The 22145-nt window shown below is 73.2% G+C and carries 19 protein-coding genes; 9 read left to right on the forward strand and 10 right to left on the reverse strand.

The window, feature by feature from the left end; genetic code table 11:
• From ABD207_RS17315 to ABD207_RS17330, 4 genes are all read right to left on the reverse strand, one after another.
• A partial coding sequence (locus tag ABD207_RS17315; protein WP_344013983.1) for a biotin/lipoyl-containing protein occupies positions 1-703 on the reverse strand: 703 nt, incomplete at its 3' end.
• 63 nt (positions 704-766) lie between these two features.
• The gene (gene lpdA, locus ABD207_RS17320) at positions 767-2155 is read right to left on the reverse strand and encodes a dihydrolipoyl dehydrogenase (protein WP_344013985.1); all 1389 of its coding nucleotides are present in this window, start codon (positions 2153-2155) and stop codon (positions 767-769) included.
• Positions 2156-2420: 265 nt separating this feature from the next.
• Positions 2421-3971 (reverse strand): leucyl aminopeptidase, encoded by a 1551-nt coding sequence (locus ABD207_RS17325; RefSeq protein ID WP_344013987.1) that lies wholly within the window; start codon positions 3969-3971, stop codon positions 2421-2423.
• A gap of 275 nt (positions 3972-4246) precedes the next feature.
• Entirely contained in the window at positions 4247-5038 is a 792-nt protein-coding gene (locus tag ABD207_RS17330) for an adenosylcobinamide-GDP ribazoletransferase (RefSeq protein WP_344013989.1), read from the reverse strand.
• A gap of 60 nt (positions 5039-5098) precedes the next feature.
• Between ABD207_RS17330 and ABD207_RS17335 the strand changes: the two genes are divergently transcribed.
• Entirely contained in the window at positions 5099-5857 is a 759-nt protein-coding gene (locus ABD207_RS17335; protein WP_344013990.1) for a hypothetical protein, read from the forward strand.
• 92 nt (positions 5858-5949) lie between these two features.
• Here the strand turns inward: ABD207_RS17335 and cobT are convergent, their stop codons facing one another.
• Positions 5950-7101 carry a nicotinate-nucleotide--dimethylbenzimidazole phosphoribosyltransferase gene (gene cobT / locus ABD207_RS17340; protein WP_344013991.1) on the reverse strand — a complete coding sequence of 384 codons (1152 nt, stop codon included), beginning with the start codon at positions 7099-7101 and terminating at the stop codon, positions 5950-5952.
• A 178-nt stretch (positions 7102-7279) separates the two neighbouring features.
• Here cobT and ABD207_RS17345 point away from each other — a divergent pair, with 178 nt between their 5' ends.
• Positions 7280-8371, forward strand: coding sequence for a class I SAM-dependent methyltransferase (locus ABD207_RS17345; RefSeq protein WP_344013992.1), 1092 nt, complete (start codon positions 7280-7282; stop codon positions 8369-8371).
• A gap of 30 nt (positions 8372-8401) precedes the next feature.
• Here ABD207_RS17345 and ABD207_RS17350 read toward each other — a convergent pair whose 3' ends face one another.
• Positions 8402-9601, reverse strand: a complete 1200-nt coding sequence (locus tag ABD207_RS17350) for a bifunctional adenosylcobinamide kinase/adenosylcobinamide-phosphate guanylyltransferase (protein ID WP_344013993.1) — start codon at positions 9599-9601, stop codon at positions 8402-8404.
• Positions 9602-9715: 114 nt separating this feature from the next.
• Between ABD207_RS17350 and ABD207_RS17355 the strand changes: the two genes are divergently transcribed.
• The gene (locus tag ABD207_RS17355) at positions 9716-9928 is read left to right on the forward strand and encodes a hypothetical protein (RefSeq protein ID WP_344013994.1); all 213 of its coding nucleotides are present in this window, start codon (positions 9716-9718) and stop codon (positions 9926-9928) included.
• A gap of 152 nt (positions 9929-10080) precedes the next feature.
• Here ABD207_RS17355 and ABD207_RS17360 read toward each other — a convergent pair whose 3' ends face one another.
• Together ABD207_RS17360 and ABD207_RS17365 are read right to left on the reverse strand one after the other, a co-directional pair.
• On the reverse strand, positions 10081-10785 hold the full coding sequence (locus ABD207_RS17360; RefSeq protein WP_344014003.1) for a class I SAM-dependent methyltransferase: 705 nt from the start codon (positions 10783-10785) through the stop codon (positions 10081-10083).
• 80 nt (positions 10786-10865) lie between these two features.
• A complete protein-coding gene (locus ABD207_RS17365; protein ID WP_344013995.1) occupies positions 10866-11504 on the reverse strand; it encodes a DUF3043 domain-containing protein in 639 nt (212 codons plus the stop codon).
• A 289-nt stretch (positions 11505-11793) separates the two neighbouring features.
• On the opposite strand from ABD207_RS17365, the gene ABD207_RS17370 reads away from it, so the two are divergent.
• The 5 genes from ABD207_RS17370 to ABD207_RS17390 all read left to right on the forward strand — a co-directional run bounded on the left by ABD207_RS17370 (position 11794) and on the right by ABD207_RS17390 (position 18199).
• Positions 11794-12579: a PspA/IM30 family protein gene (locus ABD207_RS17370; protein ID WP_344013996.1), complete on the forward strand. Its 786-nt coding sequence runs from the start codon at positions 11794-11796 to the stop codon at positions 12577-12579.
• A gap of 22 nt (positions 12580-12601) precedes the next feature.
• A complete protein-coding gene (pspAA, locus tag ABD207_RS17375) occupies positions 12602-12883 on the forward strand; it encodes a PspA-associated protein PspAA (protein WP_344013997.1) in 282 nt (93 codons plus the stop codon).
• Between the two features lie 104 nt (positions 12884-12987).
• Positions 12988-14232 (forward strand): sensor histidine kinase, encoded by a 1245-nt coding sequence (locus ABD207_RS17380; protein WP_344013998.1) that lies wholly within the window; start codon positions 12988-12990, stop codon positions 14230-14232.
• Between the two features lie 22 nt (positions 14233-14254).
• Positions 14255-14932 (forward strand): response regulator, encoded by a 678-nt coding sequence (locus ABD207_RS17385; RefSeq protein ID WP_344013999.1) that lies wholly within the window; start codon positions 14255-14257, stop codon positions 14930-14932.
• Positions 14933-15094: 162 nt separating this feature from the next.
• Positions 15095-18199 carry an efflux RND transporter permease subunit gene (locus ABD207_RS17390; protein WP_344014000.1) on the forward strand — a complete coding sequence of 1035 codons (3105 nt, stop codon included), beginning with the start codon at positions 15095-15097 and terminating at the stop codon, positions 18197-18199.
• An 87-nt stretch (positions 18200-18286) separates the two neighbouring features.
• Here the strand turns inward: ABD207_RS17390 and nadA are convergent, their stop codons facing one another.
• Complete coding sequence (gene nadA / locus ABD207_RS17395) at positions 18287-19471, reverse strand: quinolinate synthase NadA (protein WP_344014001.1); 1185 nt, start codon at positions 19469-19471, stop codon at positions 18287-18289.
• A gap of 296 nt (positions 19472-19767) precedes the next feature.
• Between nadA and ABD207_RS17400 the strand changes: the two genes are divergently transcribed.
• On the forward strand, positions 19768-20124 hold the full coding sequence (locus tag ABD207_RS17400; RefSeq protein ID WP_014672245.1) for a HesB/IscA family protein: 357 nt from the start codon (positions 19768-19770) through the stop codon (positions 20122-20124).
• Between the two features lie 157 nt (positions 20125-20281).
• On the opposite strand, the gene ABD207_RS17405 is transcribed toward ABD207_RS17400, so the two are convergent.
• A partial coding sequence (locus tag ABD207_RS17405) for a hypothetical protein (protein ID WP_344014002.1) occupies positions 20282-22145 on the reverse strand: 1864 nt, incomplete at its 5' end.

A 22145-nucleotide genomic window follows, 5' to 3' on the forward strand; every position in this document is an offset into this window, starting at 1 on the left:
GCTGCGGAGCGGGCTCGGGCTGCGCCGGGGCCGGGGCCGGCTCCGCCGGAGCCGGAGCAGGCGCGGCGGCCGGAGCGGCACCCGCCTCACCGATGACGGCGAGCTTGGCACCGACCTCGGCGGTCTCGTCCTCGCCCACCACGATCTCCAGCAGCGTGCCGGAGGCGGGGGCCGGGATCTCGGTGTCGACCTTGTCCGTCGACACCTCCAGCAGCGGCTCGTCAACCTCGACGGTGTCACCGACCGACTTCAGCCAGCGGGTGACGGTGCCCTCGGTGACGGACTCGCCCAGCGCGGGCAGGACCACGTCCGTGCCCTGGGCGGAACTGCCGCCGGCGGCGGCCTCGGCGGTGGGCGCCGGGGCGGGAGCGGCCTGCTCGGTGGACGGGGCGGCAGCGGCGGGCTGGGGGGCCGGCTCGGCGGCCTGCTGGGCGGCCGGGGCCTGCTCGGCCGCGGGGGCGCCGGAGCCGTCGTCGATCACCGCGAGCTCGGCGCCGACCTCGACCGTCTCGTCCTCGGCGACCTTGATGGAGGACAGCACGCCGGAGGCGGGGGCCGGGATCTCGGTGTCGACCTTGTCCGTCGACACCTCCAGCAGCGGCTCGTCGGCCTCGACGCGCTCGCCCTCGGCCTTCAGCCAACGGGTGACAGTGCCCTCGGTGACGCTCTCGCCGAGCGCCGGAAGGGTTACGGAAACCGCCATGGTTTCGGTTGCTCCTTTGGAAGTGCGGAAGTCTGTGTCGTCGCGCCCGGACGCGGCGAAGCGTCAGTCGTGGGAGTGCAGCGGCTTGCCCGCCAGCGCCAGGTGGGCCTCGCCGAGCGCCTCGTTCTGCGTCGGGTGGGCGTGGATGAGCTGGGCCACCTCGGCCGGCAGCGCCTCCCAGTTGTAGATCAGCTGGGCCTCGCCGACCTGCTCGCCCATACGGTCGCCGACCATGTGGACGCCGACCACCGCACCGTCCTTGACCTGGACGAGCTTGATCTCGCCCGCGGTCTTGAGGATCTTGCTCTTGCCGTTGCCCGCGAGGTTGTACTTCAGGGACACGACCTTGTCCGCGCCGTAGATCTCCTTGGCCTTGGCCTCGGTGAGGCCGACGGAGGCGACCTCCGGGTGGCAGTAGGTCACCCGCGGCACACCGTCGTAGTCGATCGGCACGACCTTCAGACCGGCCAGGCGCTCGGCGACCAGGATGCCCTCCGCGAAGCCGACGTGCGCCAGCTGCAGGGTCGGGACCAGGTCACCGACGGCGGAGATGGTGGGCACGTTGGTGCGCATGTACTCGTCGACGAGGACGTAGCCGCGGTCCATGGCGACCCCGGCCTCCTCGTAGCCCAGGCCCTGCGAGACCGGGCCGCGGCCGACGGCCACCAGCAGCACCTCGGCCTCGAACTCCTTGCCGTCGGCGAGGGTGACCTTGACACCGTCCTGGGTGTACTCGGCCTTCTGGAAGAAGGTGCCCAGGTTGAACTTGATGCCGCGCTTGCGGAAGGCGCGCTCCAGCAGCTTGGAGGAGTTCTCGTCCTCGACCGGGACGAGGTGCTTCAGGCCCTCGATGATGGTGACGTCCGCGCCGAAGGACTTCCACGCGGAGGCGAACTCGACGCCGATGACGCCGCCGCCCAGGACGATCGCGGACTTCGGCACGCGGTCCAGGACGAGGGCGTGGTCCGAGGAGATGATCCGGTTGCCGTCGATCTCCAGGCCCGGCAGCGACTTCGGCACCGAGCCGGTCGCCAGCAGGATGTGGCGGCCCTGGATGCGCTGCCCGTTGACATCCACAGAAGTGGGCGAGGACAGCCGGCCCTCGCCCTCGATGTAGGTCACCTTGCGGGAGGCGATCAGCCCCTGCAGACCCTTGTACAGGCCGGAGATGACCTCGTCCTTGTACTTGTGGACGGCGGGTACGTCGATGCCCTCGAAGCTGGCCTTCACGCCGAACTGCTCGCTCTCGCGGGCCTGGTCGGCGATCTCGCCGGCGTGCAGCAGGGCCTTGGTGGGGATGCATCCTCGGTGCAGGCAGGTGCCGCCGACCTTGTCCTTCTCGATCAGGGCGACGTCCAGGCCCAGCTGCGCCCCGCGCAGGGCCGCGGCGTATCCACCGCTGCCACCGCCGAGGATCACTAGGTCGAAAACGGTGCTGGCGTCGTTCGCCACGTCACGTCCTCCATGCATGTGCGCCACGCCGGTCTCCAGTGACCGGTCGGCGGCTGGTGTCCGGCCGCTCTTTGCTTTCGGCCCTTCGGTGGGGCCCTGTCCTGCCGAGCCCCATCTTCGCACTTGTCGCGTCGCTACGAGACGCCGGGCAGGTGTGTGAGACACCCCACGTCGTCGAGCGGTGCGAGCGGACACCCCCGGGGGGCCCGGCGACGCCGGGACCTCGCCCTACCCGCACGCGAGATCCCGGCGTCCGCCCGCGGACTCAGCCCAGCTCGCCGGCGGCCGTCAGCTCGGCGAGCCGGACCAGCGTCCGCACACCGGAACCGGTCCCGCCCTTCGGCGTGTACCCGAACGGGCCGCCCTCATTGAACGCCGGACCGGCGATGTCCAGGTGCGCCCAGGTGATGCCCTCGCCCACGAACTCCTTCAGGAACAGGCCGGCGACCAGGCCGCCGCCCATCCGCTCGCCCATGTTGGCGATGTCGGCGGTGGCCGATTCCATGCCCTTGCGCAGGTGCTCGGGCAGCGGCATCGGCCAGGCCGGCTCGCCGACCTCCTCCGCGGCCTCGTGCACCGCGGTGCGGAAGGCGTCGTCGTTCGCCATGATCCCGAACGTGCGGTTGCCCAGCGCCAGCACCATCGCCCCGGTCAGCGTCGCCACGTCCACGATCGCGTCCGGCTTCTCCTGGGAGGCCGCCCACAGCGCGTCGGCCAGCACCAGCCGGCCCTCCGCGTCGGTGTTGAGCACCTCCACGGTCTTGCCGCTGTACATGCGCAGCACATCACCCGGACGGGTCGCCGAACCGGAGGGCATGTTCTCGGCCAGCGCCAGCCAGCCGGTGACGTTCACCTCGAGACCCAGCCGCGCGGCGGCGACGACCGCGGCGAAGACCGCCGCCGCACCGCTCATGTCGCACTTCATCGTCTCGTTGTGGCCGGCCGGCTTCAGCGAGATGCCGCCCGAGTCGTAGGTGATGCCCTTGCCGACGAACGCCAGGTGCTTCTTCGCCTTCGACGAGGTGTACGACAGCTTCACCAGCCGCGGGGCGGACGCCGAGCCGCCGCCGACGCCGAGGATGCCGCCGTAGCCGCCCTTGGCCAGCGCCTTCTCGTCGAGCACCTGCACCTTGATGCCGTGCTCCTTGGCCACCGCCTGCGCGACGGCCGCGAACGCCTCCGGATTCAGGTCGTTCGGCGGGGTGTTGACGAGGTCGCGGGCGCGGTTGAGCTCCTCGGCGACCGCGGTGGCCCGCTCCAGCGCGGCCCGGTACGCCTTGTCGCGGGGCTTGGTGCCAAGGAGCGCGGCCTCGGCGAGCGGCGCCTTGCCGTTCTTGGCGTTCTTGCCGTTCTTCGAGCCGGAGTTGTCCGCGGTGTCCTTGTACGCGTCGAAGGAGTACGCGCCGAGCAGCACGCCCTCGGCGACGGCGCCCGCGTCGGCGGCGTCCGCCAGCGGCAGCGCGAACGCGGCCTTCCTGGAGCCGGCGAGGGCCCGCGCCGCGGCACCGGCCGCCCTGCGCAGCGCCTCGGCGTCGTAGCCGGAGCCCTTCTCGGGCTGGGGGCCCAGGCCCACCGCCACCACGACCGGCGCCTTGAAGCCGGCCGGTGCGGGGAGCTTCGTCACCTCGCCCTCGGCACCGGACGCGCCGAGAGTCTCCAGGACGCCGGCCAGCCTGCCGTCGTACCCCTTGTCCACGGCCTCGGCGCCGGGCGCGACGACCGGGCCGGAGGACCCGGTGCCCTTGGCGACACCGATCACGATCGCGTCGGCCCTGAGGCCGGCCGCCGCGGCGGTGCTGAGAGTGAGAGCAGTCACGGTGGTGAAATCTCGCTTCCGATGTGAAGTTGCAGTGGCCGAAAGTCGGTGGGTCGACCGGGCCCGGCGGTCCGCCCCCGGGTCGGACGACCCGGGAGCGCGTTCTCGGTGGGGCCTTCCCCGGTGCGGCGAACACTCGGGACGAGACTACGCGCGTATGTGTGTTCGCTCATTCATGTGGGGTGCACTCAGCCTTGAGCGGAAGCGGGAACCGGCGGCGCGACGGCGAGAACCGGACACGCTGAGCGGGCGCTGGGGAGGGTGCCGGGGCCGGCTCAGCCCAGGGCCGCCACCACGAGCGCCGTGGTCGCCGCCGTCTCCGCGAGCCCGCCGAACACGTCGCCGGTGATCCCGCCGAAGCGCCGTATGCAGTGCCGCAGCAGCAGTTCGGCCGCCCCGAGGGACAGCACCACGGCGAGCAGTGCCCGCACGGCACCGCCGGTTCCGAGCAGGGCCCCGGCCGCCGCCGACGCGCCGGCCATGAGCAGCGCGACGGCCACCGCACCCACGGCGGGCACGACTCCGGCGGCGACCGCCCCCAGCCCCTCCGGCCGCGCGGCGGGCACCCCGGCGCGGGCGGCGAGGGTGAGCGCGAGCCGGGCGGTGGCCGCCGCGACCTCCGCGGCGAGCGCACCCCGTGGCCAGGAGCCGTCGTAGGCCGTGGTCAGCGCGGCCACCTGGGCCAGCAGTACCAGGACGAGGGTGATGACGCCGAAGGGGCCGATGTCCGACTGCTTCATGATCCGCAGCGCGTCCTCGGCGGGCCTGCCGCTGCCCAGCCCGTCGGCGGTGTCGGCCAGACCGTCCAGATGCAGACCACGGGTCAGCACGGCCGGTACGGCGACGGAGGCGACGGCGGCGAGCAGCGGCCCAGAGCCGAGCAGCAGCAGGGCGAGCCCGGCGGCGGCGGACAGCACGCCGACGGCCAGTCCGGCCAGCGGGGCGCAGAGCATGCCGCCGCGCGCGGCCCCGCGGTCCCAGCGGGTCACCTTCACCGGGAGCACGGTGAGGGTGCCGAAGGCGAAGCGCAGGCCGTCGGCCGGGCGGCTGGAGGAGGGGTCGGGCACCGGCGAAGATTACCCGGCGGTCAGCAGGGCAGCCGCGGCGGCCGTGGATAAAGTGCGCATATGGGACAGTGGTGGGAGCGGAACATCATCGAGCCGGGCAAGCTGCCGCTGCTCCTCGCGCTCACGGCGTTCGTCCTCACCTTCGTGATCACCCGGATCATCACCCGCATGATCCGGGCCGGCAAAGGCCCCTTCGGCAACGTCAAGGCCGGCGAGCTGCACATCCACCACGTGGTGCCGGGGGTCATCCTCACCGTCGTCGGCGGATTCGGCGCGGTGGCCGGCGGACAGCACGGCTTCGGATCCGCGCTCGCCGCCTTGGTGTTCGGCATCGGCGCGGGGCTGGTGCTGGACGAGTTCGCGCTGATCCTGCACCTCGACGACGTCTACTGGAGCGAGGCCGGCCGCAAGAGCGTCGAGGCGGTCGTCCTCACCGCCGCCCTGGTCGGACTGCTGCTGCTCGGCTTCCTGCCGTTCGGCGTCGACGACCTCAACGACGACGAGCTGCAGAACCGGGCGGGCGTCGCCCTCAACGTGGTGGTCAACTTCCTGTTCTCGCTGATCGCGCTGAGCAAGGGCAAGCTGCGCCTGGCGATCTTCGGGGTGATCGTCCCCGTCGTCGCTCTGATCGGCGCGCTGCGGCTGGCCCGCCCCGGCTCACCATGGGCCAGACGCTTCTACCGCCGCCGCCCGCGGGCCCGCGCCAAGTCGATCCTGCGCGCCTACCACCACGACCGCCGCTGGTTGGGCCCCCGCCGCGTCCTCCAGGACTGGATCGGCGGCAAACCGGACCCGACACCGCCGTCCCTGCTGCCGTAGCCGGCAGGAGCCCCCTGCACGGGTGGCGAGTGGCCGGAGGGGGCGGTGGCACCCGCCCCCCACCGGAACCGGGACCGGGACCGGACGCCGCGTCAGGACTTCTCAGGCTCCTCTTCCTCCGGGGCCTCCGCTGCGTCCTCCGGTTCCTTTTCCTTCGGTTCCGATTCCTCGGCTTCGACTTCGTTCGGTTCCGATTCCTCGATGGCCTCCGGGAGTTCGGCTGCGAGGGCGGCTGATGCCTGGACGAGGGGGAGGGCGAGGAGGGCGCCGGTGGCCTCGCCGACCGTGACGCCGTGGGACATCAGGGGCTCCATCGCCATGCGGTCCAGGGCCTTCGCCTGGCCCGGCTCGCCGCTGTCGTGGGCGGCCAGCCACCAGTCGGGGGCGCGGAAGGCGATCCGCTGGCCCACCAGGGCGCACGCCGCCGTCACCACGCCGTCCAGCACGACCGGCAGCTTGCGCACCGCGGCCTGCAGCAGGAAGCCCGTCATGGCGGTGAGGTCCGCCCCGCCCACCGTGGCCAGCAGCTGCAGCTGGTCGCCGAGCACCGGGCGGGCCCGCCGCAGCGCGTCCCGGATCGCGGCGCACTTGCGCATCCAGGCCAGGTCGTCGATCGCCAGCCCGCCCCGCCCGGTGACCACCGAGGCGTCCGTGCCGCACAGCGCCGCCACCAGCACGCCCGCCGCCGTCGTCCCGCCGACGCTGATGTCGCCCAGCACCACCAGATCCGTACCGGAGTCGGCCTCCTCGTCGGCCACCGCGACGCCCGCCCGGAACGCCGCCTCGGCCTCCTCGAGCGTCAGCGCGTCCTCGATGTCGATGCGCCCGCTGCCGCGCCGCACCCGGTGCCTGACCACGTCCTCGGGCAGCGAGCCCGGATCGCAGTCCAGGGCCATGTCGACCACCCGCACCGGCACGCCCATCCGCCGGGCCAGCACCGACACCGGCCGGCCACCCTCCAGCACCTCGCGCACCAGCCGGTCCGCCGTGCCCGCGGGCCGCGCCGAGACGCCCAGCCCGGCGATCCCGTGGTCCCCGGCGAAGAGCACCACCCGCGGCCGTTCGACCGGCCGCACCGGCACCGCGGACTGCGCCGCCGCCAGCCACTCACCCAGCTCGTCGAGCCGGCCCAGCGACCCGGGCGGCACGATCCGGCTCTCCCGGTGTGCCTCCGCGTCACGGCGCACCGCGCTGTCCGGACGCTCGATCAGATCGGTGAAGTCGTCGAGATTAAGCGAGCTCATTCGCTGAACAGTACCGGCCCGGCTCGAACGGCAACGCCCCCGCCGGTCCCGCGCCTCCGCGCTCCCCTCCACCACGCCGCCCTCGCGCCGTTCCACGGCCCGCCCCCTTCCGCTACGTAACGTTTTGCTCGGGATTGCCGTACGCCCGTCCCGCACGCCCTCTCGCCGGGAGCCGCCCATGACCGCACCGAGCACCCCCGCCGCAGCCTCCCGCCCCAAGGCCCCCGCACCTCGCGCGGCCCACCCTCACACCTCCGTCAAGGTGCACGAGCCGCGTCGCGAGGACTGCCCCTGGTGCGGCTCCGCCCGGCTGCGCAACCGGCTGCGCACCGGCGATCTGCGGCGGCACCGGCCGGGCCTGTTCACCGTCGACGAGTGCCGGGACTGCGGCCACACCTTCCAGAACCCGCGCCTGACCCCCGAGGGCCTCGCCTTCTACCGGCGGGCCGTGCCCGGGGCGCCCCGCGACCCCGCCACCGAGGGCGTCCTCGCCCTGCGCGCCGCCCGCCGGCGCCGCCGCTCCGCCGCCCGCGCGATGCTCCGCTTCGGCGAGCCCGAGAGCTGGCTGGACGTCGGCACCGGGTACGCCCGCTTCCCGGAGACCGCCCGCGAGTTCTTCCCGTACACCGCCTTCGACGGCACCGACCCGACCGCGCGCATCGAACGGGCCCGCACCCTCGGCCGGGTGGAGGAGGCCCACCGCGGGGCGCTGACCGACCCTCATGTCCGCGACCGCGTGGCCGGCCGCTACGACGTCGTCAGCCTGCTGCACCACCTGGAGCACAGCACCGACCCCCGGGCCGAGCTGCACGCCGCCCTGGAGGCGCTGCGCCCCGGCGGGTACCTGCTGATCGAGACGCTCGACCCGCGCTGCGTGTTCGCCGCCCTGCTGGGCCGCTGGTGGCTGCCCTACGACCAGCCCCGCCGGCTGCATCTGCTGCCCCTGCGCAACCTGCGCGCCGAACTCGGGGAACGGGGCTGCGAGATCGTCACCGCCGGCCACCGCGCCGCGCACGTCCCGCACGACCTGGCCGGTGCCGCCGCCCTCGCCCTCTCCCACGCCCTGCCCGCCCCGGACACCCCCTGGCGGGCCATCCCGCCCACCCCCGCCCGGCAGCATCTGCGCACCGTGCTGCTGTACGCGGGGATCCCGCTGGTGGCCGCCGCCGGAGCGGCCGACCTCGCCCTGGCGCCCGCGTTGCGGCGCACCCCGTTCGCCAACGCCTACCGCGTCATCGCCCGCAAACCCCGTGCCGGGAAGCGCGGCTGACGGTCCCTCAGCCGCGCGGCACGAGCGCGGTCAGCCGCGCAGCACGACCGCCTGGCCCGCCACCACCAGCAGCACCTGCTCGCACTCCTGGGCGAACGCCGCGTTCAGCCGCCCCAGTTCGTCCCGGTAGCGGCGGCCGGACGCGGTGGAGGGCACGATCCCGGACCCGACCTCGTTGGACACGGCGACCACCGTCCGCGCGGTCTCGCGCACCGCGTTGGTCAGCTCCCGCACCCGCTCGCGGAGCATCCGCTCCCCGCCGCCCGCCCACTCCGCGTCGTCCCACGCGCCGGCCGCGTCCATCGCGTCGGTCAGCCACAGCGACAGGCAGTCGATCAGCAGCGGCGGCCCGTCGTCCTTCAGCAGCGGCACCAGATCGCAGGTCTCCACGGTCCGCCACGACCCCGGCCGCCGCTCCTGATGCGCCGCCACCCGCGCCGCCCACTCGGTGTCCCCGTTGCGCGACCCGCCGGTCGCCACGTACAGCACCTCGGGGAAGGACTCCAGACGCCGCTCGGCCTCCACCGACTTGCCGGACCGCGCCCCGCCCAGCACCAGCGTCCGGCGCGGCACATCGGGTACGTCCTCGTAGGCGCCCACCCGCAGCGACGTTCCGTCCGGCACGGCACGCGCCCCGGCCGCCGCGAGCCGCCGCCGCAGCTCCGCGCCCGGCGGCACATCGTGGTCGATGTGCACGGCGACCACGTCCGTGGTCGGCCCCACCGCGCCCACCTCGCGCAGCCTCGCCAGCGCGTCCGGCCGCCCCGCCACGTCCAGCAGCACCATGTCGTACGGCTCGGCCGGCTCCTCGAGACCGGCCGGCGCCGCGCCCGGCGGCAGATACAGCAGCCGTTCCCCGTCCGGGCCGGTGACCGCGTACCCGGTGCCGGGCGCGTCCAGTGCCATGGCCCGCACCCGGTGACCGGTCAGCAGCGTCAGCTCCTGGCCGTCCGGCACCCGGCCCGGGTGCGGCAGCCCGGCCGGCACCTCCACCGCGGGGCCGTCGTGCGGATGCGACAGCAGCACCTGCTGCACCCCGCTCAGCGACCGCCCGGCACGCGCCGCCGCGAATGCCGCACCCGGCGTCAGATCCAGCAGCAGCGCACCGTCCACCAGAGCGGCGGTCGCCGCCCGCGCGTCCGGCCCCAGCGCACAGGCGCACACGGCGCAGGGGCAGTCGGGGCGGGGCAGTCCCGCGGGGGCACCGGTACCGAGCAGAGTGAGTTCCACGCCCCGATTTTCGCGTGTCCCCACAGCTCGTGCGCGTCCGACTAGGCTCGGGGCAGCGGCCGGACCAGGATCCGGCCGTCTCGATGCAGTGTGCTCACACCCTGGGAGGCGTACATGGCGGCATGGACGTGGCGGTTCGAGAAGTCCGACGGGACGCAGGTCGAGCCCGCCGTGCCGGTGGAGGAGTTCTCCACCCAGGGAGACGCCGAGTCCTGGATCGGGGAGAACTGGAAGGCCCTGCTGGAGGGCGGCGCCGACCAGGCGCGGCTGCTGGAGGACGGCACCGAGGTCTACGGTCCGATGAGCCTGCACGCCGAGGAAGCGTGAGCCGAGCCGGGTCCTGAGCCCGCCGGGCGGGGGCCCGCCCGGCCCTCGCCCCGCACCCCGCTGACGGCCCTCGCCCCGCACCCCGCTGACGGCCCTCGCCCCGCACCCCGCCGGCCGGCGCGGTCTCAGCCGCGCACGTCAACGACGCAGGCTCAGCCGCGCACCCCGCACAGATGCAGCAGCGCCGCCACTCCGCGATAGGGGTCGGTGCGGCCGGCGCGCTCCTCGACCGCGAGCAGCGTCTGAAGGTCCTCGGGAGCCTCCGCACCGTCGGCCGCCGTATCCGTGAAGACCCGCACCCCGTACCAGGCGCGCAGCGGCGCCCCGATCCCCGCGAGGGTCGCCGTCAGGTCCTTCAGCCGGTCGGCGCGCACGTCCAGACCCAGCCGGTTGGTGTAGGCCGTGGTGTCGAAGGCCGCCAGCGCGCCCGCCCAGTCACCGGCCAGCCCCGGCCGCATCGCCAGCGCGTCGCCGTTGCGCACCAGCAGCGACAGCAGTCCGCCCGGGGCGAGCATCCGGGCCAGCCCCGCCACCAGCGGGTCCGGCTCCTCCACGTACATCAGCACCCCGTGGCAGAGCACCACGTCGAAGCTGCCCGGCAGGAAGTGCACTCCGGTGTCCCGGCCGTCCCCCTCGATGATCCGCATCCGTTCCCGGATGCCCTCCGGTTCCCGCGCCAGCGCCTCCCGCGCGGCGGCGATCATCGTCGCGTCCCGCTCCAGACCGGTCACCGTGTGCCCGGCCCGGGCCAGCCGCAGCGCCTGCGTGCCCTGGCCCATGCCGACGTCCAGCACCCGCAGCCGCCGGCCGACCGCGAAGCGGGCGGCTATCTGCTCGTCCAGCTGGCGGGAGACCAGTTCCTGCCGTACGACGTCCCGCAGGCCGCCGAGCTTGCTCAGCCAGGCCTCGGCCGCGCCGCCGGCGAACGGCGTCGCGCTCAGGGCCGCTCCCCGCGCTTGACCTGGGGCTTGGGCAGCCGCAGCCGGTGCATCTGCAGCGAACGCATCAGCGCGTAGGCCACCGCGCCGCGGCGGTTGTCGTCGGGGAAGCGCTCCGCGAGCTGCTTCTTCAGCCGGAAGCCGGTGACGATCGAGTCGAGCACGATGGTCACGATCACCACGAGCCACAGCAGCAGCGCGATGCTCTGCAGCGCCGGCACCCGGATCATGCTCAGCACAAGGATGATCACGGCCATCGGCAGGAAGAACTCGGCGATGTTGAACCGCGAGTCGACGAAGTCGCGCGCGAACCGGCGCACCGGGCCCTTGTCGCGGGCCGGCAGGTACCGCTCGTCGCCGCTGGCCAGCGCCTGGCGCTGCCGCTCCAGGGCGGCCCGCCGCTCCTCGCGCTGACGCCTCGCGGCCTCCTTGCGCGACATCGGCGTACTGGCCACGCTGCGGCGCTGGGACTGCGCCACGCTCCGCTTGGGCGTGGGGCGGCCCTTGGGGGCCTCGGGGTGACGGGTCTGCTTGGAGGTGGTCACCGTCGCCTTGTCGGCGGCAGGTGCCTTCTCTTCCTTGGCACGGCTACGGAACACAAAACCCAAGGGTACGGGGTGCCCGGGGTTGGACCCCACCCCCGCGGGGAACGATCCGGCAACACCACTCGTCTGTAAGGGGACAGAGGGTACACAGAGGGGACACAGAGGAGACGCCGTGTCCGTCTCCGGGTCAGCCGGCCGGCCGGACCCGGGGATCACCTACTCCTTGCGCCGGATCGGGAGGATGCTCAGTCGTCCTTGGGGATGAGCGCATCCGTCCCCGGACAGTGCGGTAATGGAGTCAGGGCCCGTACTGTGGGTTCTGTCGCAGGTGCTGGAGCTGAAGTCGGTCAGAAGGGGGCGCGCGAAGCCCATGAGCGGTGTCATGAAGCGTATGGGGATGATCTTCCGCGCGAAGGCGAACAAGGCCCTTGACCGGGCCGAGGACCCGCGCGAGACCCTCGATTACTCGTACCAGAAGCAGCTGGAGCTGCTCCAGAAGGTCCGCCGCGGCGTCGCCGACGTGGCGACCAGCCGCAAGCGCCTGGAGCTCCAGCTCAACCAGCTCCAGTCGCAGTCGGCCAAGCTGGAGGACCAGGGCCGCAAGGCGCTCGCGCTGGGCCGCGAGGACCTCGCCCGCGAGGCGCTCTCCCGCCGCGCCGCCCTGCAGCAGCAGGTGACCGACCTGGAGACCCAGCACGCCACGCTCCAGGGCGAGGAGGAAAAGCTCACCCTGGCGGCCCAGCGGCTCCAGGCGAAGGTGGACGCCTTCCGCACGAAGAAGGAGACCATCAAGGCCACCTACACCGCCGCCCAGGCGCAGACCCGGATCGGCGAGGCCTTCTCCGGCATCTCCGAGGAGATGGGCGACGTGGGCCTGGCCATCCAGCGCGCCGAGGACAAGACCGCCCAGCTCCAGGCGCGCGCCGGTGCGATCGACGAGCTGCTCGCCTCCGGCGCGCTCGACGACCAGTCCGGCATGCACAAGGACGACATCCAGGCCGAGCTGGACCGCCTGTCCGGCGGTACGGATGTGGAGCTTGAGCTGCAGCGCATGAAGGCCGAGCTGGCCGGCGGCAGCACGGGCGGCCAGCAGGCCATCGAGGGCGGCAACGGACAGCAGCAGACCCAGCAGCAGCCGCAGGACACCCCGCGCTTCGACAAGCAGTAGCAGCCCACGCCGAGGAGGCGTCGTGATCGTACGGATCATGGGGGAGGGGCAGGTGGCTCTGTCCGAGAGCCACCTCGCCGAGCTGAACAAACTCGACGAGGAACTCCTCGCCGAGATGAACAACGGCGACGGCCCCGGCTTCCGCGCCACGCTCCAGGCCCTGCTGACGAAGGTCCGTGAACTGGGCGAGCCGCTGCCTGACGACTCCCTGGAACCGTCCGACCTGATCCTCCCGTCCCCGGACGCCACCATCGCGGAGGTCCAGGAACTGCTGAGCGACGACGGCCTGATCCCGGGCCCCTGACCCATGCGGGCCGGTGAGCCGTGGCCCGCCCCCCGCTCCGGGGCGGGCCCGGTCGGCGGACGGCGGCAGCCCGGGCGTGCTGAGCCGGGCTACCGTACATGCCCGTGACCACGTTCCAGCGGGCCAGACGCTACGCCAAGACCCGCCCCCTGGCCCTGGACGCCGCGCTCGCGGCCGGCGTGCTGCTGTGCATGCTCGCCGGCTCCTTCCTCGAGCCGCACGACCCGCAGGGCGCCAGCTGGGGCCTGCGCACCCCCGACCCGCTCAGCCTGGTCCTGATGACCCTCGGTGCCGCAGCCCTGGTGCTGCGCCGCCGCGCCCCGCGCACCGTCCTCGCGGTGACCTCGGCCTTCTCGCTCACCGAGTCGGTCACCGGAGACCCGCGCGCCCCCGTCGCCATGAGCGCGGTGATCGCCCTCTACACCGTCGCCGCCACCACCGACCGCCCCACCACCTGGCGCGTCGGCCTGCTCACCATGACCGTGCTGACCGGCACCGCCATGGCCGCGGGACCGCTGCCCTGGTACGCGCAGGAGAACCTCGCCCTGTTCGCCTGGACCGGCATCGGCGCCACCGCCGGCGACGCCGTGCGCAGTCGCCGCGCCTTCGTCCAGGCCATCCGCGAACGCGCCGAGCGGGCCGAGCGCACCCGCGAGGAGGAGGCCCGCCGCCGGGTCGCCGAGGAGCGCCTGCGCATCGCGCGCGACCTGCACGACGTGGTCGCCCACCACATCGCCCTGGTCAACGTGCAGGCCGGGGTCGCCGCGCACGTCATGGACCGGCGGCCCGACCAGGCCAAGGAGGCCCTCTCCCACGTGCGCGAGGCCAGCCGCACGGCGCTCGGCGAACTGCGCGCCACCGTCGGTCTGCTGCGCCAGTCCGGCGACCCCGAGGCACCCACCGAGCCCGCCCCCGGCCTGGACCGGCTCGACGAACTGGCAGGCACCTTCCGCAGCGCCGGCCTCACGGTCGAGGTGGCCCGCGCCGACCAGGACACCGATCTGCCCGCCGCCGTCGACCTCGCCGCCTACCGGATCATCCAGGAGGCCCTCACCAACGTGCAGAAGCACGCGGGCCCCGACGCCCGGGCCGAGGTCAGCATCGTCCGGGTCGGACCCCACATCGAGATCACCGTGCTCGACGACGGCGCCGGCGGCCGGGACCACGAGCCGGCACCCGGCGGCGGCCACGGCCTGCTCGGCATGCGGGAACGCGTCACCGCCCTGCGCGGCACCCTCACCACCGGCCCCCGCTACGGCGGCGGATTCCGCGTCCATGCGATCCTGCCCGTCCAGACCCGCACGTCCGCCTCGTCCGCCGCGTCCGCCGACGCCGCGGGCGGCCCGTGAGCCGCGCCCAGGGGGAGCCCGTATGACCATCCGTGTCCTGCTCGCCGACGACCAGGCACTGCTGCGCAGCGCCTTCCGGGTGCTCGTCGACTCCGAGCCGGACATGGAGGTGGTCGGCGAGGCCGCCGACGGCGCCGAGGCGGTGCGCCTCGCCCGCGAGCAGCGCGCCGACGTCGTCCTGATGGACATCCGCATGCCCGGCACCGACGGCCTGGCCGCCACCCGCACCCTCTGCGCCGACCCGGAACTCGCCGGGGTGCGCGTGGTCATCCTGACCACCTTCGAGGTCGACGACTACGTGGTGCAGGCGCTGCGCGCCGGTGCCTCCGGCTTCCTCGGCAAGGGCTCCGAGCCCGACGAGCTGCTGAACGCCATCCGCATCGCCGCCGCGGGCGAGGCGCTGCTGTCCCCGGCCGCCACCAAGGGCCTGATCGCCCGCTTCCTCGCCCAGGAGGGCGGCGACGGCCCCGACCCGGCCCGCGCCGACCGCCTCGCCGCGCTCACCGGGCGCGAGCGCGAGGTGCTGGTGCAGGTCGCCGGCGGGCACTCCAACGACGAGATCGCCGAACGCCTCGAGGTCAGCCCGCTCACCGTGAAGACGCACGTCAACCGGGCCATGGCCAAGCTGGGCGCCCGCGACCGCGCCCAGCTGGTGGTGATCGCCTACGAGTCGGGCCTGGTCCGTCCGAGGGTGGACTGAGCCGGGGCGGGCGTACTGCGGGCGGAGTACAGGCCGCCGGAGGAATCGCACCTCAAGGCTACGGATCGGCGGCGTGACGTGCCCCAGGGTGTATCACGGGCGCCCGGCTGCGCCCATCCGTGCGTCTGTACGTCCGCCCAAACAGAAGAGAGACCCTGACCCATGTCCTGGCTGTCCAGGTTCAGCCTCGCGCAACGGGCACTGATCGGACTGATGTCGATCATCGCGCTCGTCTTCGGGGCGATCGCGATACCCCAGCTGAAACAGCAGCTGCTGCCCACCATCGAACTGCCGATGGTCTCCGTGGTCGCGCCCTACCAGGGGGCCTCCCCGGACGTCGTGGAGAAGCAGGTCGTCGAGCCCATCGAGGACCACCTCGAGGCCGTCGACGGCCTCACCGGCGTCACCTCCACGGCCTCCGAGGGCAGCGCCGTGATCATGGCGTCCTTCGACTACGGCAACGACACCAAGCAGCTCGTCGCCGACGTCCAGCAGGCCGTCAACCGGGCCCGCGCCCAGCTCCCGGACGACGTCGACCCGCAGGTGGTCGCCGGCTCCACCGACGACATCCCGACCGTGGTGCTCGCCGTCACCTCCGACAAGGACCAGCAGGCGCTCGCCGACCAGCTCGACCGGACGGTCGTGCCCGCGCTGGAGGACATCGACGGCGTCGGCCAGGTCACCGTCGACGGCGTGCGCGACCTCCAGGTCACCGTCACCCCCGACCCGGCGAAGCTGGCCAGGGCGGGCCTGAACCCGCAGGCGCTGGCCGAGGCCCTGCAGGCGGGCGGCGCGACCGTCCCGGCGGGCTCCTTCGACGAGGACGGCGCCAACCGCACCGTCCAGGTCGGCGGCGGCTTCACCTCGCTGAGGCAGATCGAGGACCTGATGGTCACCGCCGGGCCCGGCAAGGGCAAGCCGGTCCGGCTCGGCGACGTGGCCGAGGTGAAGCAGCATCAGGCCCGCGCCGACTCCCTGACCCGCACCAACGGCAAGCCCAGCCTCGCCGTGATGGCCACCATGGACCACGACGGCAGCGCCGTCGCCATCTCCGAGGCCGTCCGGGACAAGCTGCCCGAGCTGCGCGAGCAGCTCGGCGCCGGCGCGAGCCTCACCGTCGTCAGCGACCAGGGCCCGGCCGTCTCCGAGGCCATCGAGGGACTGACCACCGAGGGCGCGCTCGGCCTGCTCTTCGCGGTGCTGGTCATCCTCGTCTTCCTGGCGTCGGTCCGCTCGACGCTGGTCACCGCCGTGTCCATCCCGCTGTCCGTGGTGCTGGCGCTGATCGTGCTGTGGACGCGCGACCTGTCGCTGAACATGCTGACGCTGGGCGCGCTGACCATCGCCGTCGGCCGGGTCGTGGACGACTCCATCGTCGTCCTGGAGAACATCAAGCGGCACCTCGGCTACGGCGAGGAGCGCCGCGCGGCCATCCTCGGCGCGGTCCGCGAGGTCGCCGGAGCGGTGACCTCCTCCACCCTCACCACGGTCGCCGTCTTCCTGCCGATCGGCCTGGTCGGCGGCATGGTCGGCGAGCTGTTCGGCTCCTTCAGCCTCACCGTCACCGCGGCGCTGCTGGCCTCCCTGCTGGTGTCGCTGACGGTCGTGCCGGTCCTGTCGTACTGGTTCCTGCGCGCCCCCAAGGGCACCCCCGAGGACGCCGAGGAGGCCCGCAGGCTCGCCGAGGAGAAGGAGGCCCGCAGCCGCCTGCAGCGGATCTACGTGCCCGTGCTGCGCTTCGCCACCCGGCGCCGGCTGACCAGCGTGGCCATCGCGGTCGTGGTGCTGATCGGCACCTTCGCCATGGCGCCCCTGCTGAAGACCAACTTCTTCGACCAGGGCGCGCAGAAGGTGCTGACCGTCCGGCAGGAGCTGAAGCCCGGCACCAGCCTGGCGGCGACCGACGCCCAGGCGAAGAAGGTCGAGCGGCTGCTCGCCGGCACCGAGGGCGTCAAGGACTACCAGGTGACGGTCGGCTCGTCCGGCTGGATGGCGGCCTTCGGCGGCGGCACCGACACCAACCAGGCGATGTACCAGGTGATGCTGGAGGACTCCGCCTCCTTCGAGGACGTCCAGGACCGCCTGGAGGACGGACTCGGCGAGCTGGACGGCATCGGCACCACCACCATCGCGGCCGGCGACGGCTTCGGCAGCCAGGACCTGAGCGTGATCGTCAAGGCGGCCGACCCGCAGGTGCTGCGCAAGGCCGCCGACCAGGTGCAGCAGGCCGTGGCCTCCCTGGACGACGTCACCGACGTCACCAGCGACCTGGCGCAGAGCGTGCCGCGGATCTCGGTGAAGGCCAAGGAGAAGGCCGCCGCGGCCGGGTTCGACGACCGGACCCTCGGCGCGGCCGTCGCCCAGGCGGTCCGGGGCACCCCGGCCGGCACGGCCGTCCTGGACGACACCGAGCGGGACATCGTCATCGCCTCGGCGAAGCCCGCCACCACCCTGGCCGAGCTGAAGAAGCTGGACCTGGGCGGGGCGAAGCTGGGCGACCTCGCCACCGTCGAGCTGGTCGACGGCCCGGTGTCGATGACCCGGATCGACGGCCAGCGCGCGGCGACCGTCACCGCCAAGCCGACCGGTGACAACACCGGCGCGGTCAGCGCCGAGCTCCAGTCGAAGATCGACGCCCTGACCCTGCCGGCGGGCGCGACGGCCGAGATCGGCGGCGTCACCGAGGACCAGCAGGAGGCGTTCGCCGGCCTGGGCCTGGCGATGCTGGCGGCCGTCGCCATCGTCTTCATGCTGCTGGTCGGCACGTTCCGCTCGCTCGCCCAGCCGCTGATCCTGCTGGTGGCGATCCCGTTCGCGGCGACCGGCGCGATCGGTCTGCTGGTCGCCACGGGCACCCCGATGGGCGTCCCGGCGATGATCGGCATGCTGATGCTGGTCGGCATCGTGGTCACCAACGCGATCGTGCTGATCGACCTGATCAACCAGTACCGCAGGCGGGGCTACGGCATCGTCGAGGCGGTCGTGGAGGGCGGCCGCCACCGGCTGCGGCCCATCCTGATGACCGCCCTGGCGACCATCTTCGCCCTGCTGCCGATGGCGCTCGGCATCACCGGCGAGGGCGGCTTCATCGCCCAGCCGCTGGCCGTGGTGGTGATCGGCGGTCTGGTCACCTCGACGCTGCTGACCCTGCTCCTCGTCCCGACGCTCTACGCGATGCTCGAACTGCGCAAGGAGCGCCGCGCGAAGAAGCGGGCGGCCAAGCGGCAGGCCCGCGAGGAAGAGGTGCTGGAGCCGGCCGGCACCTGACCCGCACGGCCCCCGGCCCACACGGCGAAGGCCCGGTCCCCGCGCGGGGACCGGGCCTTCGCCCAGCCCTTGTGTCGGAACGGTGCCTTACGGGAGCGCCAGCATCCGCTCCAGCGCCAGCTTGGCGAACGCCTCGGTCTCCTTGTCGACCTCGATCCGGTTGACCAGGGTGCCCTCGGCGAGCGACTCCAGCGCCCACACCAGATGCGGCAGGTCGATGCGGTTCATGGTCGAGCAGAAGCACACCGTCCGGTCGAGGAAGACGACCTCCTTGCCCTCCGGCGCGAACCGGTTCGCCAGGCGGCGCACCAGGTTCAGCTCGGTGCCGATGGCCCACTTGGAGCCGGCCGGGGCGGCCTCCAGCGTCTTGATGATGTACTCGGTCGACCCGACGTAGTCCGCCGCGGCCACCACCTCGTGCCGGCACTCGGGGTGCACCAGCACGTTGACGCCCGGGATGCGCTCGCGCACGTCGTTGACGGAGTCGAGGTTGAACCGGCCGTGCACCGAGCAGTGCCCGCGCCACAGGATCATCTTCGCGGACCGCAGCTCCTCGGCGGTCAGCCCGCCGTTCGGCCGGTGCGGGTTGTAGACCACGCAGTCGTCCAGGGACATGCCCATGTCCCGCACCGCGGTGTTGCGGCCCAGGTGCTGGTCGGGCAGGAACAGCACCTTCTCGCCCTGCTCGAAGGCCCAGTCCAGCGCCCGCTTGGCGTTGGAGGAGGTGCAGATCGTGCCGCCGTGCTTGCCCGTGAACGCCTTGATGTCGGCGGAGGAGTTCATGTACGACACCGGCACGACCTGCTCGGCCATGCCGGCCTCGGTCAGGACGTCCCAGCACTCGGCGACCTGCTCGGCCGTGGCCATGTCGGCCATCGAGCAGCCGGCCGCCAGGTCGGGCAGGACCACCTTCTGGTCGTCGGACGTCAGGATGTCCGCGGACTCGGCCATGAAGTGCACACCGCAGAAGACGATGTACTCGGCCTCGGGGCGCGCCGCGGCGTCCCGGGCCAGCTTGAAGGAGTCACCCGTGACGTCGGCGAACTGGATGACCTCGTCGCGCTGGTAGTGGTGGCCGAGCACGAAGACCTTGTCCCCGAGCTTCTCCTTCGCCCTGCGGGCCCGCTCCACCAGATCCGGGTCGGACGGCGAGGGCAGGTCGCCGGGACACTCCACACCCCGCTCGCTCTTCGGGTCGGCCTCACGGCCGAGGAGCAGCAGGGCGAGGGGCGTCGGCTGGACGTCGAGCTCCTGGGGCTGGGCGGTGGTCACGACACGCACCCTTTCTGTTTCTGGCGACTTCTCGTCGATTTGACGCTATCTATCATAACCGCTTCACGTCACTTTGACGATGGCCATAGCGTCCATGTGACGTGAATCCCGCGCGCCCGCGGTTCATTCCCCGGAGGTTCCCGGAACGTCCCACAAGAGGCGGTTTCGACTCGGGCGGGCGTGTGCGAGCATGAAGCAGGAGCCGAGAACCACGAGCCCCGGCCCGGAATGAATCCGTGGCACCGCCGGTTGCAACCGTCGGCAAGCAGTCTCCGTACAACCCGGGAGAGATGTAGATGTCCGTATCGGACGAGACCACCACCGTCACCGACGGCATCATCCTGACCGACGCCGCCGCGGCCAAGGTCAAGGCCCTGCTCGACCAGGAAGGCCGTGATGACCTCGCGCTGCGTGTGGCCGTTCAGCCGGGTGGCTGCTCCGGCCTGCGGTACCAGCTGTTCTTCGACGAGCGCTCGCTCGACGGCGACGTGGTGAAGGACTTCGGTGGTGTGAAGGTCGTCACCGACCGCATGAGCGCCCCGTACCTGGGCGGCGCCACCATCGACTTCGTCGACACCATCGAGAAGCAGGGCTTCACGATCGACAACCCGAACGCCACCGGCTCCTGCGCCTGCGGCGACTCCTTCAGCTGAGCCGGGTACCGGCCCAGGCCCGCAGAACGTCGAAGGCGGCGGTCCCTCATCGAGGGGCCGCCGCCTTCGGGCGTTCTCGGTGCCGCGGCGCTTCCGCGTCGCGCGCCCGCCTTCTCCGCGTGGCGCGCCTCCGTCCTTCCGTGTGCGCCTGGCGCGCTCAGTCCTTCTGCGTCGGCGGAGCCGGGAGCCGGGAGCCGTCCTTGTGCAGCGGGACCGGCTCGCCGTCCGCGCCGACCACCTTGCGGTCACCGAGCGGCGCGTCCAGCCGGACCGTCATCTGGTACTGCTTGGCGATCATGATGCAGACCTTGCCGGCCCACGGGCTCTCGGTCACCGTGACCTCCACCCGGTCCCCGCTCTCCTCGGTCCGCACGTCGTAGTCGGCGCACACCCCGCCCGAGAAGACCACGGTCAGCTCGCTGCCCTCGGCGGTGTACCCCTCCACCGCCACCTCGCGGTCGGAGGGCTTCGCCGTCGGCTTGTCACCGGGCTCACCCGGCTCGGCGGACGACTGCCCGGGCTGCTCGATGTACTTCGGCTCCACCGCCGGGTGCGTCACGGTGAGGGTGCCCGAGGCGCCCTTGGGGCGCACCTCGAACAGCCACGACGGAACCAGCGCCTGCCGCCCGTCAACCGAGTGCGCGGCCAGGCCGAACACCGCCTTCTCGACGGTCAGCGTGTCCTTCTTCGGCGCCTCGGGCAGCGAGGTCACCGCCTCGCACGGCTCGGAAGGGGTCTGCTCCCCGTCCAGCGGCACGGGAGTGGCGCAGCCCCCGATGCCGCCCCGCGCACCGGCGCGCGGAGCCGCGTTCATCAGCTCCAGCGCCCGCTCGGCGCTCACCACCGGGTAGGTGTCACCCTTCACCGGCTTCGCGAGCCTTCCGCTGCCGCCGGTGATCTCGCCGTCGGCGCCGACGACGAGCCCGGTCGTCCAGCCGTGCGTGGGCAGCCCGCCGATCTCGGGCTGGGCGTTCACCATACGGCCGGACCCCACGCTCTGGCTCGCGTCGATCTTGGCGTCGTCCTGGCCGGCCGCCTTCAGCACCGGCACGGCGGCCTTCTTCGCGGCGGCCTCGCTGATCCGCGGCTCGCCGGCGGCGGGCGGCTTGCTGCCGCACTCGGGGCCCTTGCAGTTGTCGGTGCCCGGCGTGTGCCGGCTGAAGGACCAGGAGCCGGGGGCCGCCCGGTCCACCCGCAGGGTGGGCCCGGAGCCGTCCTTCCCGCCGATCCGCCAGCCCTGCCCGTCGGCCACGGGTGCGCCGTCCAGGCCGAGCGCCCGGGCCAGCTCGGTGACCTGCGCCTCGGTGACCTCCCCGCGCGTGCGGTAGACCGGCGCGGAGCCCGGACCCTCGGGCAGCGCACCGTCAGCGCGGTAGACGGCCCCGTACGGGTTCGGCTCACCGGGTGCGATCCCGGGCGCCCCGCTCTCGGAGTGGCCGTCCAGCGTCAGCGGCGGGGGAGTGGCGTCCCCGTTGGCCCCGGGAGTGCTGTCCGTCCCCGAGCCACCGGAGAGGCTGGTGGCGAGATACGCCCCGCCCCCGCCGATCAGCAGCACGGCGGCGGCGACGGAGGCGATGAGCGCGGGACTGCGCCGCCGGGAGGACGACCCGGACCCGGACCCGGGCCCCGGGCCGGCGTCCGGGTGTCCGGCGGCCGTGGTCCCGGCCCCGGCGCGCCCGGCACCGTACTCCGGTGCCCCGGCGTCGAGGCCCTCCTGCTCGGGCGCCTGGGCGTGAGCGGTCTCCGCCTCCGCCGCCCTGCCTCCTGCGGCCTCCGGTTCCGCCGCCCTGCCTCCTGCGGCCTCCGGTTCCTCCGCCCCGCCTCCTGCGGTCTCGGGTTCAGCCGTCCCGGCGCCGGCGGTCTCCCGTTCCGGCGCTCCGGCACCGGTGACCTCCTGCCCGGACGCCCGGTCGTCGCCGGCCTGTCCCTCTGTCGCCGAGGCCCGAGCGGTCTTCGACTCCGGCGCCCCTGTCTCGGGGGCGTTCTGCTCCGGCGTCCCGGCACCTGCGGCTTCTTGCTCG

It is taken from the genome of Streptomyces thermospinosisporus (genome assembly GCF_039526425.1).
Taxonomy (GTDB): Bacteria; Actinomycetota; Actinomycetes; order Streptomycetales; family Streptomycetaceae; genus Streptomyces; species Streptomyces thermocarboxydovorans.